This window comes from Janthinobacterium sp. SUN176, assembly GCF_030587335.1.
Classification (GTDB): Bacteria; Pseudomonadota; Gammaproteobacteria; order Burkholderiales; family Burkholderiaceae_D; genus Janthinobacterium; species Janthinobacterium kumbetense.
Genome location: NZ_JAPWIA010000001.1, coordinates 671932 through 687503 on the forward strand (window position 1 = coordinate 671932; position 15572 = coordinate 687503).

At 66.2% G+C, this 15572-nt stretch carries 17 protein-coding genes; 6 read left to right on the forward strand and 11 right to left on the reverse strand.

From position 1 onward, the window contains the following. Positions 1-78 precede the first annotated feature (78 nt). Positions 79-1017: a serine O-acetyltransferase EpsC gene (gene epsC / locus O3299_RS03115; protein ID WP_305061480.1), complete on the forward strand. Its 939-nt coding sequence runs from the start codon at positions 79-81 to the stop codon at positions 1015-1017. Positions 1018-1110: 93 nt separating this feature from the next. Here epsC and O3299_RS03120 read toward each other — a convergent pair whose 3' ends face one another. From O3299_RS03120 to O3299_RS03160, 9 genes are all read right to left on the reverse strand, one after another. Continuing rightward, on the reverse strand, positions 1111-1590 hold the full coding sequence (locus O3299_RS03120; RefSeq protein WP_289915858.1) for an META domain-containing protein: 480 nt from the start codon (positions 1588-1590) through the stop codon (positions 1111-1113). 85 nt (positions 1591-1675) lie between these two features. Next, entirely contained in the window at positions 1676-2581 is a 906-nt protein-coding gene (gene bla, locus O3299_RS03125; RefSeq protein WP_305061481.1) for a subclass B3 metallo-beta-lactamase, read from the reverse strand. Between the two features lie 64 nt (positions 2582-2645). Continuing rightward, the gene (locus tag O3299_RS03130) at positions 2646-3422 is read right to left on the reverse strand and encodes a hypothetical protein (RefSeq protein WP_305061482.1); all 777 of its coding nucleotides are present in this window, start codon (positions 3420-3422) and stop codon (positions 2646-2648) included. Between the two features lie 76 nt (positions 3423-3498). Beyond that, on the reverse strand, positions 3499-4233 hold the full coding sequence (locus tag O3299_RS03135) for an ABC transporter ATP-binding protein (RefSeq protein WP_305061483.1): 735 nt from the start codon (positions 4231-4233) through the stop codon (positions 3499-3501). Positions 4234-4248: 15 nt separating this feature from the next. After that, a complete protein-coding gene (locus O3299_RS03140; protein WP_305061484.1) occupies positions 4249-5079 on the reverse strand; it encodes an ABC transporter permease in 831 nt (276 codons plus the stop codon). A gap of 6 nt (positions 5080-5085) precedes the next feature. Continuing rightward, on the reverse strand, positions 5086-6075 hold the full coding sequence (locus tag O3299_RS03145) for an aliphatic sulfonate ABC transporter substrate-binding protein (RefSeq protein ID WP_305061485.1): 990 nt from the start codon (positions 6073-6075) through the stop codon (positions 5086-5088). 28 nt (positions 6076-6103) lie between these two features. Beyond that, on the reverse strand, positions 6104-7495 hold the full coding sequence (locus O3299_RS03150; RefSeq protein ID WP_305061486.1) for an LLM class flavin-dependent oxidoreductase: 1392 nt from the start codon (positions 7493-7495) through the stop codon (positions 6104-6106). Between the two features lie 3 nt (positions 7496-7498). Further along, positions 7499-8326, reverse strand: a complete 828-nt coding sequence (locus O3299_RS03155) for a MetQ/NlpA family ABC transporter substrate-binding protein (protein ID WP_305061487.1) — start codon at positions 8324-8326, stop codon at positions 7499-7501. A gap of 21 nt (positions 8327-8347) precedes the next feature. After that, positions 8348-9562, reverse strand: a complete 1215-nt coding sequence (locus O3299_RS03160) for an acyl-CoA dehydrogenase family protein (protein WP_305061488.1) — start codon at positions 9560-9562, stop codon at positions 8348-8350. 253 nt (positions 9563-9815) lie between these two features. On the opposite strand from O3299_RS03160, the gene ssuE reads away from it, so the two are divergent. Genes ssuE through O3299_RS03185 form a run of 5 tightly spaced genes read left to right on the forward strand, consistent with a single transcriptional unit; the run spans position 9816 to position 14306 of the window. After that, complete coding sequence (gene ssuE / locus O3299_RS03165; RefSeq protein ID WP_099664566.1) at positions 9816-10436, forward strand: NADPH-dependent FMN reductase; 621 nt, start codon at positions 9816-9818, stop codon at positions 10434-10436. A gap of 24 nt (positions 10437-10460) precedes the next feature. Then, a complete protein-coding gene (locus O3299_RS03170) occupies positions 10461-11459 on the forward strand; it encodes a sulfonate ABC transporter substrate-binding protein (protein ID WP_305061489.1) in 999 nt (332 codons plus the stop codon). 21 nt (positions 11460-11480) lie between these two features. Beyond that, entirely contained in the window at positions 11481-12641 is a 1161-nt protein-coding gene (gene ssuD, locus O3299_RS03175; RefSeq protein ID WP_305061490.1) for an FMNH2-dependent alkanesulfonate monooxygenase, read from the forward strand. 1 nt (position 12642) lies between these two features. Then, a complete protein-coding gene (gene ssuC / locus O3299_RS03180) occupies positions 12643-13443 on the forward strand; it encodes an aliphatic sulfonate ABC transporter permease SsuC (protein ID WP_289905550.1) in 801 nt (266 codons plus the stop codon). 23 nt (positions 13444-13466) lie between these two features. After that, complete coding sequence (locus tag O3299_RS03185) at positions 13467-14306, forward strand: ATP-binding cassette domain-containing protein (protein ID WP_289905549.1); 840 nt, start codon at positions 13467-13469, stop codon at positions 14304-14306. Here the strand turns inward: O3299_RS03185 and O3299_RS03190 are convergent. Together O3299_RS03190 and O3299_RS03195 are read right to left on the reverse strand one after the other, a co-directional pair. Continuing rightward, the gene (locus tag O3299_RS03190; protein WP_251351169.1) at positions 14251-14973 is read right to left on the reverse strand and encodes an HAD-IA family hydrolase; all 723 of its coding nucleotides are present in this window, start codon (positions 14971-14973) and stop codon (positions 14251-14253) included. The two genes, O3299_RS03185 and O3299_RS03190, sit on opposite strands and share 56 nt — an antisense overlap. Before the next feature lie 55 nt (positions 14974-15028). Beyond that, the gene (locus O3299_RS03195; RefSeq protein WP_289905548.1) at positions 15029-15484 is read right to left on the reverse strand and encodes an META domain-containing protein; all 456 of its coding nucleotides are present in this window, start codon (positions 15482-15484) and stop codon (positions 15029-15031) included. Positions 15485-15572: the final 88 nt, after the last annotated feature.

Sequence of the window (15572 nt, forward strand, 5' to 3'; positions counted from 1 at the left end):
CTTCGTTTGCATCGCTTGTCACCACCGCTAAGCTGGGGCGACCCGGCCTGTTTGCCATTTTTCTGGAAGTGATACGCCATGCACAGCATTTATCCCGCGGCGCCCGCCGACGACACGGCCCAGTGGAACCTGGGGCCCGTGATTCAGGCCTTGCGCAGCTCGCGCGAAGACAAGCACAAGATCCGCCATAACGGCAGGGTGCGCGAACTGCCGTCGCGCGAAGCCCTCACCACCATCGTCAACGGCCTGTCGGCAGCCTTGTTCCCCACGCATTACGGGCGGCCCAACCTGACGGATGAAAGCATCGATTATTTTGTCGGCGACACCCTCAACACCACCCTGAACCGCCTCAGCGAACAGGTGCGGCGCGGCTTGCTCTTTTCCGTGCCGGCCGGCGATGAAGGCGATGGCGCCAGCGACGATGCGGCCCTGGCGCAGCGGGCGCGCGACATCACGCGCGCCTTTGCCGCCAGCCTGCCCGATATCCGCGCCCTGCTGGTGTCGGACGTGCAGGCCGCCTACGCGGGCGACCCGGCCGCCACCTCGGTGGCCGAGATCATGCTGTGCTATCCGGGCACCATCGCCATCCTGTACCACCGCCTTGCGCACCGGCTGCACGCCCTCGGCGCGCCCTTCCTGGCGCGCCTGATCGCCGACATCGCGCACACGCTGACGGGCATCGACATCCACCCGGGCGCCCACATCGGCGCCTCCTTCTTCATCGACCACGGCACGGGCGTGGTGATCGGCGAGACGGCCATCATCGGCCAGCGCGTGCGCCTGTACCAGGCAGTCACCCTGGGCGCCAAGCGTTTTCCAGCCGATGCCAGCGGTGCGCTGATCAAGGGCACGCCGCGTCACCCCATCGTCGAGGACGACGTGGTCATTTATGCGGGCGCGACCGTGCTGGGGCGCATCACCATCGGCGCGGGATCGACCATCGGGGGGAATGTGTGGCTGACGCAGAGCGTGCCAGCGAACAGCAATGTATCGCAGGCGCAGATGCGCAATGATTAGGTGCGGTGGAGGTGGAGCAAGCCCCTGACAAATGCCGGGGTCGTACCCTGAGGGTACGACCCCAGTCTTTGCCTTTGGGGGAAGGCAGCAGTTTTACTTCACCGTCAGCGCTTCATAGCGCGCCACGGGCACGCCATCCTTCAGCAGCAGCAATTCCTGGTCGGCGTAGCGGTAGCCATTGACTTCGCCCAGGGTGGTCAGCAGCAGGCGTTCCAGGTCCATGTCCTGCGGCTGGCACATCATCATGGTGCCTGCCAGTTGTCCAAAGTTCAAGGTGCTGACGCCATCGCTGGTGTAGCCGCCCATCATCTGGTTGCAGCCGCTGTTGCCGCTGGCGCGGCCTTCAGCCAGCAGCAGGGTCACTTCGCGCTGCTCGGGCGCCTTGCGCACCACTTGTTTGCCCTTCAATTCCTTCAGCTTCCACTGCGTGCCCGTCAGCTTGGGTGCCGGCTTGGCTGGCGAGGTGGCGCCTGGCGCGGCGGCGGCAGCGTCGCTGCGCACCGGTGTTTGCGCGCAGCCGGCGGTGATGGCGACGATGGCGGCGAGGGGAATCAGGCTGGCGAGTTTGAACATGGCGGTTCCTTCTTTAAATGAATGGCGCCAGCGTAGCAGATCGGCGCTGCGCCAGCGTGCACGGTTGACAAGCTCATTGGCAAGTTCACTGCTGCTTTTCCTGTTCCAGCCGGGAGTCGAGCACGGTGCGCGCCGCCGCCACATAGGCGCGGCAGGCTTGCGGGTCGACAAAGGCGTCGCTGCCGGCCGTGGCGCTCGCCTCCAGCCGCTCCCACAACTGTGCAGCCTCCGGATGCGCGGAAATGAGCACGTCGCAAGGCAGTTTTTCCAGGGTCTCGAAGCTGCGGCGCAAGTCCGCCACCGCGTTCGGATACTCGCTGCTGGCGCTGAACTTGAAGCCGGGACGCGAGACGGCGTTGAGGCTGTCCGCATAGACCATGTTCAGGCAGCGGGGGCCGTCGCACGATTGCCACGTCCAGCTCAAGCCTCCGGGCGTGTGGCCAGGCGTGGCGTGCGCCGTCAGGTTGACGGGACCGACGTTGAACTGGCCGCCGTCGCGCGCCAGGCGCATGTCCTTGACGGGCGGGTACTTGGGCAGCGCGTGGTATTGCGGGTCGTCCGGCCCCACTTCGCCCGACGCCAGGTCCAGCGCCGCCGACGGGCTGGCGGCCACCAGCGCATTGCTGCGCCGCTGCAGTTCGGCCAGGCCGCCCGCATGGTCGATATGGCCGTGCGAATTGAGGATCAGCTTGACGTCCTCGATGCGAAAACCCAGCGTGCCGATATTGGCGATGATCTTGGGCGCCGATTCCGGCAAGCCGCCGTCGATCAGCACGTGGCCCTGCGGCGACGTCACCAGCACGGAACTGAGGCCTTTTACGCCCACATAATAGGTATTGCCGAAGATGCGGAACGGCGCCTGGTCCGCATTCCAGGTGGCGCAGATGTCGCAGCCAGGCGTCGGCGGCGTGACTGGCGCCTGCGCCGATGCCAGGGAGCCATGGCCTGCCAGCAGCGCCAGTGCCAGCGCGCGCGTAAGAGTGGGGGGCATTGCGATCCTTATCCGTGGTGCCAGGGTGGCATATGCTGACATGGAACGGGGCTGGACGCAAACCCTAAGGGGCGGCGGACGGCGCGCCGGCGGCATCCTGCTGGTAGACCAGTTCGATCAGGGTATCGTCCGCATAGCGGGTGTCGCCGATGGGCGACAGGAAGGAGCGGCCTTCCTTTTCCACCTTCAGGGCGATGCGGCGCTCGCCATCGAGCAGGGTGGCGCTGGCGAGAGGCACATCGCTGCGGGTGCCCAACTTGAGCTGCTCGGCGGAGCACCAGTCGGTGGTGCGCAGCAGGGTGCCGACCAGGGTGCGTACCCAGAACGGTATCTCTTTCTTGGCGATGGCAATCGTCACCTGGCATTGCAGGCGCAGGTCGCCCAGGCGGCGCATGCCGGCCGGCACGCCGTCGCTGTGAATGGACGGCTGCCAGCGGTAATTGCCCTTTTTCTTGTTGGTGACCAGGTCCGCGTCCTCGCTGTCGGCCTGCGCGCTGCGCGGCAGCGTGAAACTGCCGTCGGCGGCCAGGGGCAGCGCAATCGAGGTTTCGTTGCCGGCGATGCGCAAGGCCAGGTCCTGCATGGCGTCCGCCGGCGCGCGGCTGCCCGCGACCAGTTTGAAGCGCACTTCGCGCGCCCCGGGCGCCAGCGCATGGTATTCATCGAAGGCATCGAGGCCGGCCGCCATCACGCGGTACGATTTCAGTTCCGGATTGCGGATGCTGTTGATGTGGATGGACTGGCCGGTTTCCGCCGGCGCCGCGTCAGCCTGCGTGCCGGCGTGCGCAGCGAGGTGGCCGAGGGCCAGGATGGCGAGGATGGGAAGGGAAGGAAGGTGCACGTCGCCGCCTGTATGTTTTCAACATGGCAAGCTAACATGAATGACAAGACTTGTCACTGGCGCCGCCGCGCAAGCCTCAGATCGCGTGCGCGGCGTGCAGTTCGCCGAGGATGGCCTCTTTTAATTGCGCCTGCGCCGCTGGTGTGCGCAGGCGGGGCCGGGGCGCGGCCACGTCGTATTGGGCGCGTGGCGGTCCGGCGCGCGTGTCGAGCATGACGATGCGGTCGCTCAGGTACAGCGCTTCATCGATATCGTGCGTCACCAGCAGCACGCTCAGGCCATGGCGCGCGGTGACGGCGGTCAGCAAGTCTTGCAGCTTCATGCGCGTAAAAGCATCGACGGCGGAAAATGGTTCGTCCAGCAGCAGGATGCGGGGCTGGCCAAATAGGCCGCGGGCAATCGCCGCGCGTTGCGCCTGGCCGCCCGACAGCTGCTTGGGCAGGCTGTCCGCATGGCCCTGCAAGCCTACTTCCTCCAGCAATTGCGCGACCCTGGGATCGTCTTCGCCTTTGGGACCGAGGCCGAAGGCGATGTTTTGCGCCACTGTCAGCCAGGGAAACAGGCGCGGTTCCTGGAAGATCAGGCCGATGTCAGCATGCACTCCCGCCAGCAGCTTGCCGTCGAGGCGCACGGTGCCGCGAAAGTCCGTATCGAGACCGGCCACGATGGACAGCAGGCTGCTCTTGCCGCAGCCGCTGGCGCCGATCAGGCTGACGATCTCGCCCTGGCGCAGCTGCAATTGCAGGTTATGCAGCACGCGCCGCAGGCCATAGGCTTTGTCATGGATGGCAATGTCGAGCAGGGCAGTCATGCGTGGGGGCTTTCGTCAGGAAGTGGCATAGCTGTCGCGCCAGGCGAGCAAGCGGGTTTCCAGGCGCTGCATCAGGCTGTCGCTGGCCTTGCCCAGCACGGCCAGCAGCACGATGGCCGCGAGTACGATGTCGGCGCGGCTTGTTTCGCGCCCGTCGCTGAGCAGGTAGCCGAGGCCCTGGCTGGCGGCGATCAGTTCTGCCGCCACCATGAACATCCAGGCCAGGCTCAAACCGTTGCGCAAACCCGTGAAAATGGCCGGCAGCGCGGCCGGCAGCAGCACGCGCCGCGCCAGCGCGGGGCGGCTCAAACGGTATAAACGGGCCGCGTCGATCAACTTGCGGTCCACGTCGCGGATGCCCGACGCCACGCCCATGTACACGGGGAAGAAGGCGCCGATGCCGATCAGGACCAGTTTAGACGCTTCATCGATGCCTAGCCACAGCAGCAGCAAGGGCACCCAGGCCAGCGAGGGAATGGCGCGCAGGGCCTGGAACGTGGGATCGAGCAGCGCCTCCGCAGTGAGGTTCAAGCCCACCGCCGCACCGAGCACGATGGCCAGCAGCGCGCCGCCCGCAAAGCCGATGGCCACGCGCGCGGTGCTGGCCAGCACATGGCCGGCCAGGCCCTGGTGCGCCAGTTCGGCGATGGTGGCGCCGATGTCGCTGGGCGCAGGCAGCAGGTTGGCGGGGATGGCGCCCGTGCGCACGCCCAGTTCCGCTGCCAGCAGCGCCAAGGCGGGCAGCAGCAGGCCCAGCGCCGCGCGTGGCAAGGGCGGGCGAAAGAGCTTGTGCCGGACGCCCGTGTCGTGGGCCGGTGCCGGCGCGGCGAGCGTGTCTCTGGCCATGAGCGTCTACGCCTTGCTGATGAAGGGCGCGGCGAAGCGCGTGTCGACCAGGTCCGCGATGGCGCGGTTCACGTCGGCGCCGGGTTTGACCAGCGCTTCCTCGGCGAGGATGGGCGCGGCCACCAGCAGGGCTTTCACATGCTCGTTCGACGGCTGCGGATTGCTGAAGTCACTGCGCAGTTTCACCTGCAGCAGCGCCACCGGCAGGCTGACCTTGGCTTCTTCCGACAGGATTTTCGCCGCCTCTGCCGGATTTGCGCGTATCCAGGCGCGCGCCCGCTCGTAGGCCTGTATCACCTTGCCCACTTCGGCGGGGCGGCTGGCCAGGAAGTCCTCGCGCACGTTCAGGAAGCCGTAGGTGTTGAAGGCCACGTTGCGGTAGATCAGGCGTGACCCTGCTTCCAGTTCGCTGGCGGCCATGTGGGGATCGAGCCCGGCCCAGGCATCGACCTTGCCCTGTTCCAGCGCCGCGCGGCCATCGGCATGCTGCAGGCTGACGTGTTCGATGTCGCCGCGTTTCAGGCCCGCCGTCTTCAATTCGCGCAGCAGGAACAGATACGGGTCGGTACCCTTGGTGGCGGCTACCTTCTTGCCCTTCAAGTCGGCGAGGCTGCGGATGGGGCTATCCTTGCGCACCACCAGCGCCGTCCATTCGGGACGCGAAAAAATATACGGCGCGCGGATAGGGTTGCCGTTGGCGCGCGCCAGCAGGGCGGCCAGGCCGGCGCTCGAACCGATGTCGATGCTGTTGGCGTTCAGGTATTCGAGTGCGCGGTTGCTGCCCGCGCTGAGCACCCACTTGATGCTGGTGCCGTCCGGCTTGAACGCGTCTTCCAGCCAGCCGAAGCGGCGCAGCACCAGGCTGGTGGGCGAATAATAGGCGTAGTCGAGGCGCAGCTCCTTCAGAGGCGCTTGCGTGGCGGCGCGGGCGAGGCCGGGCAAGGCGACGATGGTGGCGCCGCTGGCGGCCAGTTGCAAGATGGTTCTGCGTTTCATGGTGTCCTTGAGTGGGAAATCTGATGCGTCAGGCCGCTGCCAGGGCGGCGTCGGCGGGGGCGATGCTGACCTGGCGGCCCGCGTGATCGGCGGGCAGGCGCGGGCCCTGGCCGAAGACCTTGTGGCGCAAGCTGCCTTCCTCGTAATGGGTGCGGTAGCGGCCGCGCCGCTGCAGTTCCGGCACGATGTATTGCACCACGTCGGCCATGCTGTCGTGGGCCACGGCGAAGGCCAGATTGAAACCGTCGATGCCCGTTTCATCGAGCCAGCTTTCCAGCTGGTCTGCCACCTGGCGCGCGTCGCCGACCATGACTGGGCCGCGTCCGCCCAGGCCGATGTATTCGGCCGCTTCGCGCACCGTCCAGCGGCGGTCCGGGTCGGCTTGGCTGAACGAGGCCAGCGCCGAGCGGCCGGCCGGTGAATCGATGTACTCGATGGTGGCGTCAAGCGGGTAGCGGCTGAAATCGACGCCCGTCCAGCCGGACAGCAGCACGAGGGCCGCCTCGATATTCACGTGGCGCAGGTAATCGGCATGCTTGGCGCGCGCTTCTTCTTCCGTGGCGCCCGTGATGACCAGCGCTTGCGCGTAGATCAGCAATGCGTCGCCATCGCGCCCGCTTTGTCGCACGGCGGCGCGCAAGTCGTCCGCGTAACGCTTGACCACCGTCTTGCTGGGGCCACTGACAAAGGTAGCTTCCGCATGGCGCGCCGCGAAGCGCGTGCCGCGCGGCGAGGTGCCCGCCTGGTACAGCAGCGGCGTGCGCTGCGGCGACGGCTCGCACAAATGGATGCCGGGCACCTGGTAGTGGCGCCCGGCATGGTTGATCGGATGCACGCGGGCCGGATCGGCATAGATGCCGCGCGCCTTGTCGTTGACGACGGCGTCGTCGTCCCAGCTTTTTTCCCACAGTTTGTAGACGACGTCCAGGTATTCGTCGGCCAGGTCGTAGCGTTCGTCGTGGCCCAGCTGCTGGTTCAGGCCCAGGTTGCGCGCCGCGCTATCGAGATAGCCGGTGACGATATTCCAGCCGATGCGCCCTTTCGTCAGGTGATCGAGGGTGGAGATGCGGCGCGCGAACGTGTACGGGTGCTCGTAGGTGAGGGCGCAGGTGACGCCGAAACCCAGGTGCGTGGTGGCCTGCGCCATGATGGGCACGAGCGCCAGCGGGTCGTTCAGCGGCACCTGCACGCCGTGTTCCAGGGCCGCATCGAGGCTGCCCCGGTACACGTCATACACGCCCAGCACGTCGGCGAGGAAAACCGCGTCGAACAGGCCCGCTTCCAGCAGTTGCGCCAGTTCCGTCCAGTGTTCGGGGTCCGTGTAGCGGTGGCTGCGGTCGCGCGCATGCGTCCACAGGCCCGGCGACTGGTGGCCGACGGTATTCATCTGGAAGGCGTTGAAGCGTATCGACTTGGCCATGGCTTATTTGGCCGCCGTCTGCAAGGCTTGCTGGTAATCGGGTTTCGAGTAGCCGGCAAAGTGCTTGTTCGTGATGTCGAGGAATTCGCGCGAGCGGTAGGCGGCCGCCAGGTCTTTCGCGAACTGCTTGTCCTTGTCCGCCGTGCGGATGGCCACCAGGTTGATGTAGTTGGGCGAGATTTTCTCGGCCACCAGCGCATCCGTCAGCTTCAGCCCGGACGCCAGCGCGTAATTGCCGTTGATGAAGGAGTAATCGGTGTCGCCCAGCGAGCGTGGCAGTTGTGCCGCTTCCAGCGGCTGCAGCTTGATTTTCTTCGTGTTGACGGCGATATCCTTTTCCGATGCGCGCACGGGGTCGAAGCTGGCGCGCAGCTTGATCCATCCCAGCTGGTCGAGCAGCACCAGCGCGCGCGCCTGGTTGGTCGGGTCGTTCGGCAAGCCCACCGTCGTGCCTTCCTTTACGTCGTCCAGGGTCTTGTGCTTCTTGCTGTAGATGGCGATCGGCGCCGTGGGTATCGTGATCAGGTCCGTCAGGGCCAGTTTGTGTTCCAGCGCGAATTTCTTCAGGTAGACGATGTGCTGGAAGACGTTGGCGTCCAGCGAACCTTCGGCCAGCGCGAAGTTCGGCTGGATATAGTCGTTGAATTCCACCAGCTTGACCTTGTAGCCCTGCTTTTCCAGTATAGGCTTGATACCCAGCTTGATCTGGTCCGCGTACGGCCCGGCGCTGGTGCCGATGGTGATGTCTTTCGGGTCCTTGGCGTGAGCGAAACCGCTGGACAGTGCCAGGGTAAGGGCGGTGAGGAGGATGCTGCGGCGGGCGATGGTCATGGTGGCTCCTTGGTGGGTGAATCAGGAATACGCCGTCGGCTCGGGCACGGTGCCATTCAAGGCAAAGCGTCCCAGGTCGCGCAGCTTGTAGTCGATGGGGTCGTGCAGGGTATGCACGCGCACGTTGCGCCAGTAGCGGTCGAAGCCGTATTGGGCCGAGGTGGAGCGGGCGCCGGTCAGTTCGAACATCTGGCTGCTGATTTCCAGTCCCGCCTTGTGCGCAAGGCACTTGGCTTCGGCCACGGCGACGGCCAGCAAGCCCCGTTCGCGCGCCGTTACCAGCGCGCCCTTGCGGAATACTTTTTCCAGTTCCTGCGCCGCCGCGTCGGCCAGCACCTGCGCGGGGCGCAGCAAGAGCCACAGCTGGCCATAGCGGTGCTGTACCAGAGGGTCGTCCGTTGCCTTGTCCACGCCCGAGGCAAACCAGGCTTTCGCCTGTTCGTCCGTATAGCGACGCGCCGCCTCGAATGCGCCTTCGGCGATGCCAAGGTACAGGTTGGCCATGATCAGCTGGGCGATCTGCGAGCGCACGGTGGCTTGCGGCGTGGCGGCCTGCGCGGGCGCCTGCAGCACCAGTTCGCGCGGCAGGGCCACCGCCTGGAAATGCACATTGCCGCTATCCGTCTGGCGTTGGCCGAAAGCGTCCCAGTCCGCCTGCACGGTCACGCCATCCTGGCGCGTGGGCAGGGCGGCGATCAGCGCCGTCTGCGTGGGCGCGTGCCAGGCCGAGACGGTCAGCCAGTCCGAGCCCACGGAACCGGAAGAAAAGCTCTTGATGCCGTCAAGGGTGAAGCCGTCGTCGCTGTCGGTCGCGGTGACCCGTTTGTCGAGGGGATTCAAGGCATTGCCCCAGAACAGGCGCTCGTCGACGGTCAAGGTGAGCAGGCGGCGCTGCTGCTGCGCGCTGCCATACAGCTGCAGGCCGGCCAGCTGCAAATGGTGGAAGCCGAAGACATGCGCCAGCGCGCTGTCGGCCCGCGCCAGGATGCGGATTACCTGGTACACGAGGGGCCAGGACGCGCCCTGGCCGCCGAATTCCACGGGAATGGACAAAGTCAGCAGACCCGACTCGCGCAGCCATTCGCGTTCCTGCGCCGCGTGCCCGCCGGCCTGATCGCGGGCATTGGCCGTTTCGGCCAGGCGCGCGGCCAGCTTTGTTGCGATGCGGATGGCGTCCTGCAGGGGTTCCGGCACAGGCGGCTGGGGACGGGCGGCATGGAGAAAAACGCTAGACATGGGTGACATTCCAGAAAGACGATGACGCCGATATTGCACCGCCAGGCGTGCGCCGTACACGAAGAAAACCGCGCATGCATATGCGAAAAAAGCCGCGCGGAAGCCGGCGCCTCCGCTTGCGGGGCGTCAGGCCCGGATAGTCGAAAAACGCATATCGAAGCGCGAAAGCATTCGTTTTACACGGCTGCTGATGGCGATAGGCTGCAAGCATCCGAGCAACTCCAATCCGACAACGTACAGGGACGGGCATCACATGAGCATCTTGTTATTGGGCGGTAGCCCGCAACTCCCATCGAGTTCCAGCCGTCTGCTGCTGCATATCGGCGAACAGCTGGCGCTGCAGGGCCACAGCTACGCCAAGCTGCATGTGCGCGATTTGCCGGCGCGCGCCTTGCTGCTGGCCGACTACGACGATGCGGCGATTGCCCGCGCCGTGCGCGCCGTGGCCGACGCCGACGCCATCGTGATCGCCACGCCCATCTACAAGGCTTCATATACAGGGTTGCTGAAAGCCTTCCTCGACCTGCTGCCGCAAGATGGCCTGGCCGGCAAGCTGGTGCTGCCGCTGGCCACGGGCGGCGGCCATGCCCACACCCTGGCGCTCGACTACGCGCTGCGCCCCGTGCTGCATGCGCTGGGCGCCAAGCAAGTCTTCACCAGCATCTACGCGAATGCGCAGCAACTGGCGTGGCACGAAGAACGGGGCCTGAGCCTGGATGCGCCGATTGCCGAACGCGTGCAGGCGGGCATCGAGGAACTCTCCACCGGCCTGTTCGTGCTGCAGGGGCAGCGCCCGCCCGCGCCCGCCGATATTTCTGTCCCCGTGCGTTCGCTGCAAGACCAGCCTTACGCGCCGCAGTATCAAGCCGCCTGATTATTCACCGACCAAGGAACTGCCATGACACACCGCCACGCACAACGACTTTCGCGCCGCACCACCCTGGGTTTGCTGTTTTCTGCCGTCGCCGGCGTGATGGCGGCCGGCATGCCGGTCGCGGCGCAGGCGCAAGCCAAGGGCGAGGTGCGCATCGGCTACCAGAAATACGGCACATTGACCTTGCTCAAGGGGCGCGGCACCCTGGAAAAACGCCTGGCCGAGCAGGGCGTGGGCGTGAAGTGGACGGAGTTCCCGGCCGGTCCCGTGCTGCTGGAAGGCCTGAACGTGGGCAGCATCGACTTCGGCACGGTGGGCGAGGCGCCGCCGATCTTTGCCCAGGCGGCCGGCGCCAACCTGGTGTACGTCGGCAATGAGCCGGCGTCGCCCGCCAGCGAAGCCATCGTCGTGCCCAAGGTTTCCGGCCTGCGCACGCTGGCCGACTTGAAGGGCAAGAAAGTCGCCCTGAACAAGGGCTCGAACGTGCATTACCTGTTACTCAAAGCGCTGGAAAAGGCCGGCGTTGCCTACGCCGACATCCAGCCCGTGTTCCTGCCGCCGGCCGATGCGCGCGCCGCCTTCGAGCGGGGCAGCGTGGACGCCTGGGCCATCTGGGACCCGTTCCTGGCGGCCGCCGAAAAGCAGCTGGGTGCCCGCGTGCTGGCCGATGGCAAGGGCCTGGTGGCGAATTACCAGTTTTATCTCGCCTCGCGCACGTATGCCGAGAAAAACCCGGAAATCCTGCGCATCGTGCTCGATGAAGTGGCCAAGGTCGATGACTGGGGCCGCAACAACCCGGAAGAAGTGGCGACGATTCTGTCGGCGCAGACGGGGCTGGGCAAGGATGTCGTGGCGCTGGCCGCCTCGCGCTATGCGTATGGCGTCAAACCCGTGTCGGTCGACGTCATCGCGTCGCAGCAAAGGGTGGCCGATGCCTTTTCCAGCCTGAAGCTGATCCCGAAACCGATCGTCGTCAAGGACGCGCTGCTGCCGGCGCGCCAGCTGGCCACCAGCACAAAATAAACAAGCAAAGGAAAGCGCACCATGTCATTGAATGTCTTCTGGTTCATCCCTACCCACGGCGATAGCCGCTACCTGGGCACGTCGCAGGGCGCGCGCCCCGTCGATGCCGATTACCTGCACCAGGTGGCCGTGGCCGCCGATACCCTGGGCTACGACGGCGTGCTGCTGCCCACGGGCCGCTCCTGCGAAGATGCGTGGGTGGTGGCTTCGTCCTTGATCAGCGTGACGCAAAAGCTCAAATTTTTAGTGGCCGTGCGGCCCGGCCTGTCCACGCCCGGCCTGGCCGTGCGCATGGCGTCCACCTTTGACCGCCTGTCGAACGGGCGCCTGCTGATCAACGTCGTCACGGGCGGCGACCAGGGCGAGCTGGAAGCGGACGGCCTGTTTGCCGACCACGCCAAGCGCTATGAAATCTCCGATGAATTCATCAAGGTGTGGCGCGCCACCCTGGCGGGCGAGGGCGGCGCGGCCGGCTACGATTTCGAGGGCAAGCATATCCAGGTGAAGGGCGCGAAAACCCTGTATCCGCCCGTGCAGAAACCATATCCGCCGCTGTACTTCGGCGGCTCGTCGGAGCCCGCGCATGAACTGGCGGCCGAGCAGATGGACGTGTACCTGACGTGGGGCGAGCCGCCCGCCGCGGTCGCCGAGAAAATCGCGGACATCCGCGCGCGCGCCGCCAAGCGGGGACGCACGGTGCGCTTCGGCATCCGCCTGCACGTGATCGTGCGCGAAACCAACGAGGCGGCCTGGCGCGCGGCCGATGAACTGATCAGCCACCTGGACGACGACATCATCGCCAAGGCGCAGGCGGCCTTCGGCAAGATGGATTCCGTGGGCCAGCAAAGGATGGCGGCCCTGCATGGCGGGCGGCGCGACAAGCTCGAAGTGTCGCCGAATCTGTGGGCCGGCGTGGGCCTGGTGCGCGGCGGCGCGGGCACGGCCCTCGTGGGCGATGGCCCGACGGTCGTGGCGCGCATGCAGGAATACGCGGACCTGGGCATCGACACCTTCATTTTCTCCGGCTACCCGCACCTGGAAGAGTCGTACCGCTTCGCCGAACTGGTATTCCCGTTGCTGGGCAAGGGCAAGGCCGTGGGTGAGCAGTCACTGACGGGGCCGTTCGGCGAAGTCATGGCCAGCAATATCGTGCCGGCCGCGCCGCAGAAAAAGGCGGCCTGAGATGGGCGCCGGCCCCACTTTCACCACCAAGCGTCTGCCCGGTACGCCGTGGCGCAATGCGCTGGCGCCGTGGGCCTTGCCCGTGGCGCTGCTGCTGGCCTGGCAGCTGGCGGCGCAGTGGGGCTGGCTGTCGAGCCGCATCCTGCCCGAGCCGTGGGCCGTGGCGAAAGCCTTCTGGCACCTGGCCGTGTCGGGCGAATTGTGGCTGCACCTGAAAACGAGCTTGTGGCGCGCCACGGTCGGTTTCACCGTCGGCGCGGGACTGGGCCTGCTGCTGGGACTCTTGACGGGCAGCTTCCGCCACGCGGAAACCCTGCTCGACACGACCCTGCAAATGGTGCGCAACATCCCGGCCCTGGCCCTGATCCCGCTGGTGATCCTGTGGTTCGGCATCGACGAGACGGCGAAACTGTTCCTGCTGGCCGTCGGCGTCTTCTTTCCCGTCTACCTGAACACCTTCCACGGCATCCGCTCGGCCGACCAGGGCTTGATCGAGATGGCGAAAAGCTACGGCCTGTCCGGCTGGCCCCTGTACCGCGACGTGATCCTGCCGGCCGCCATGCCCTCCATTCTGGTGGGCGTGCGCTTTTCGCTCGGTCTCGTGTGGGTGCTGCTGATCGTCGCCGAAACCATCTCGGCGCAGGCCGGCATCGGCTACATGACCATGAATGCCCGCGAATTCCTGCAAACGGACGTGGTGCTGGTGGGGATTTTGCTGTACGCCTTGCTGGGCAAGCTGGCTGACCTGTTCTCGCGCCGGCTGGAACGCCACTGCCTGCGCTGGAATCCCGCCTACCGATAGTGACGAAATGAGGAAAGAACACCATGCTGCTTGCCCCCATCCAGATCGAAACGGATTTCCTGTCGCACTTCGTGCAGTACGACCCGGCCAGCGCACCGCAGGCCAAGGCCGCCCCGCAGGCCCCTCTGGCGCGCCGCGGCGTGCCGCTGGCCTTGACGCAATTGAGCAAGGCCTATGGCGAACGTCCGGTCCTGAAAAACGTCGACCTGCAGCTGGAAGCGGGCGAATTTGTCGCCATCGTGGGACGCAGCGGCTGCGGCAAGAGCACCTTGCTGCGCTCGATCGCGGGCCTCGAAAGCGTCGATGAAGGCCAAATCGCCATCGGCAGCGGCGTGGGCGCGCCCGATATCCGCATCATGTTCCAGGAGTCGCGGCTGCTGCCGTGGAAGACGGTGCTCGACAACGTGGCCCTGGGCTTGCCCCGTTCCGTCGGCGCGGCAGCCGCCTCGCTGTGGACGGTGGGCCTGGCCGAGCGGGCGGACGACTGGCCGTCAGCCCTGTCGGGCGGGCAGAAACAGCGCGTGGCGCTGGCGCGCGCCCTCGTGCACGAGCCGCAACTGCTGCTGCTCGACGAACCCCTGGGCGCGCTCGACGCCCTGACGCGCATCGAGATGCAGCAGCTGATCGAGTCGTTGTGGCTGGCGCGCGGTTTCACGGCCGTGCTGGTGACGCATGACGTGGCCGAAGCCGTGGCCCTGGCCGACCGGGTGCTGCTGATCGAGGATGGACAGGTCACCATGGACGTGCCGGTGGACTTGCCGCGCCCGCGCCAGCGCGGCCATGCGGCCTTCGCCGCGCTGGAGCAGGCTATCTTGTCGCGCGTGCTGCAACCGCAGGGTCAGATAACTGCGCCAGCACGATGAATCCGTCAGCATCGACCGTCGCGACGATGGCTTCATAATTGTCGATGGCCGGGTGGCGGGTGGCCAGCGGGTGCGCATGCGTGGCGGTGACGACGATGACCTTTGCGCCAGCCGCTTCTCCTGCCTCGATGCCGACGGAGGCATCCTCGAACACCAGGCAATCGGAGGGCGCCACGCCCAGTTTTTCCGCCGCCAGCAAATAGCAATCGGGCCGGGGTTTGCCCGCCTTGACGTCTTCCGCCGTCACCATGATGGCCGGTATCGGCATGCCGGCCGCCTTCAGGCGGGCCGTGGCCAGCGCGCGCGGCGCCGAGGTGACGATGGCCCATTGCGCGGGCGGCAGCGATTGCAAAAAGCGCAGCGCGCCCGCGATTTCAATAATTCCTTCCACATCGATGATTTCGGCATCCGTGATGCCCTGCGATTCGCGCTGCGCGTCGACGCCGGGCAAGCGCAGTTTGGCGATGGTGTCGACCGAGCGCGCGCCGTGGATGGTGGGCAGGAAGGCTGCCACGTCGAGGCCCTGGCGCTGCGCCCAGGTGCCCCAGATGCGTTCTGCGGCGGCGATGGAATTGATGACGGTGCCGTCCATGTCAAAAAGAAAAGCCCGGTAGCGGCCGGCGGCCGATGGTGTCGGGGATGAAGACGGCGAGGGCAGTGCGGACATGGCTTCCTTCCGGATGATGGGCTGGAAGCCATTGTAACGGCAGTCGATTTTTATTTCACAGGTAGACCGATTCAAACCTGGCCACGGGCGCGCCATCCTTGAGCAGGATCAGGTACTCGCCTTCGAAACGGTAACCCGTCACGCTGTTCAAGTTGGCCAGCACGGCGCTTTCCAGCTGCATCAGGGGCGGCGGGCAGGCCATGCGCGTGCCGGCCAGCTGCGTGAAGCGCAGGGCCGTGCCGGCCAGCGTGTAGCCGCCCATGACCTGGTTGCAGCCCGTGAAACCATGGACCTTGCCATCGTCGGTGAGGGTGATGCGCACTTCGCGCTCCTGCTGCGGCGCCATCGTCACCGGGGCGCCATCGAGTTCCGTCAGCTTCCAGTAGGTATTCGTCAGGCTGTAGCTGGGCGTCAGGCCGGTGTCCGGCTTGGCGCTGTCGGACGTGGCGGCGCAGCCGCCGGCCATGGCGATGGCGGCGGCGAGGGACAGGTATGTGAGGCGATGCAGCATGGCGAGCTCCAGTATCAAGGTGTATAGCCGCAAGATTAGCAGTTTTCCCGTATCTGCCCGCGTACCGCAGCGGCGAATGTTTCCATTT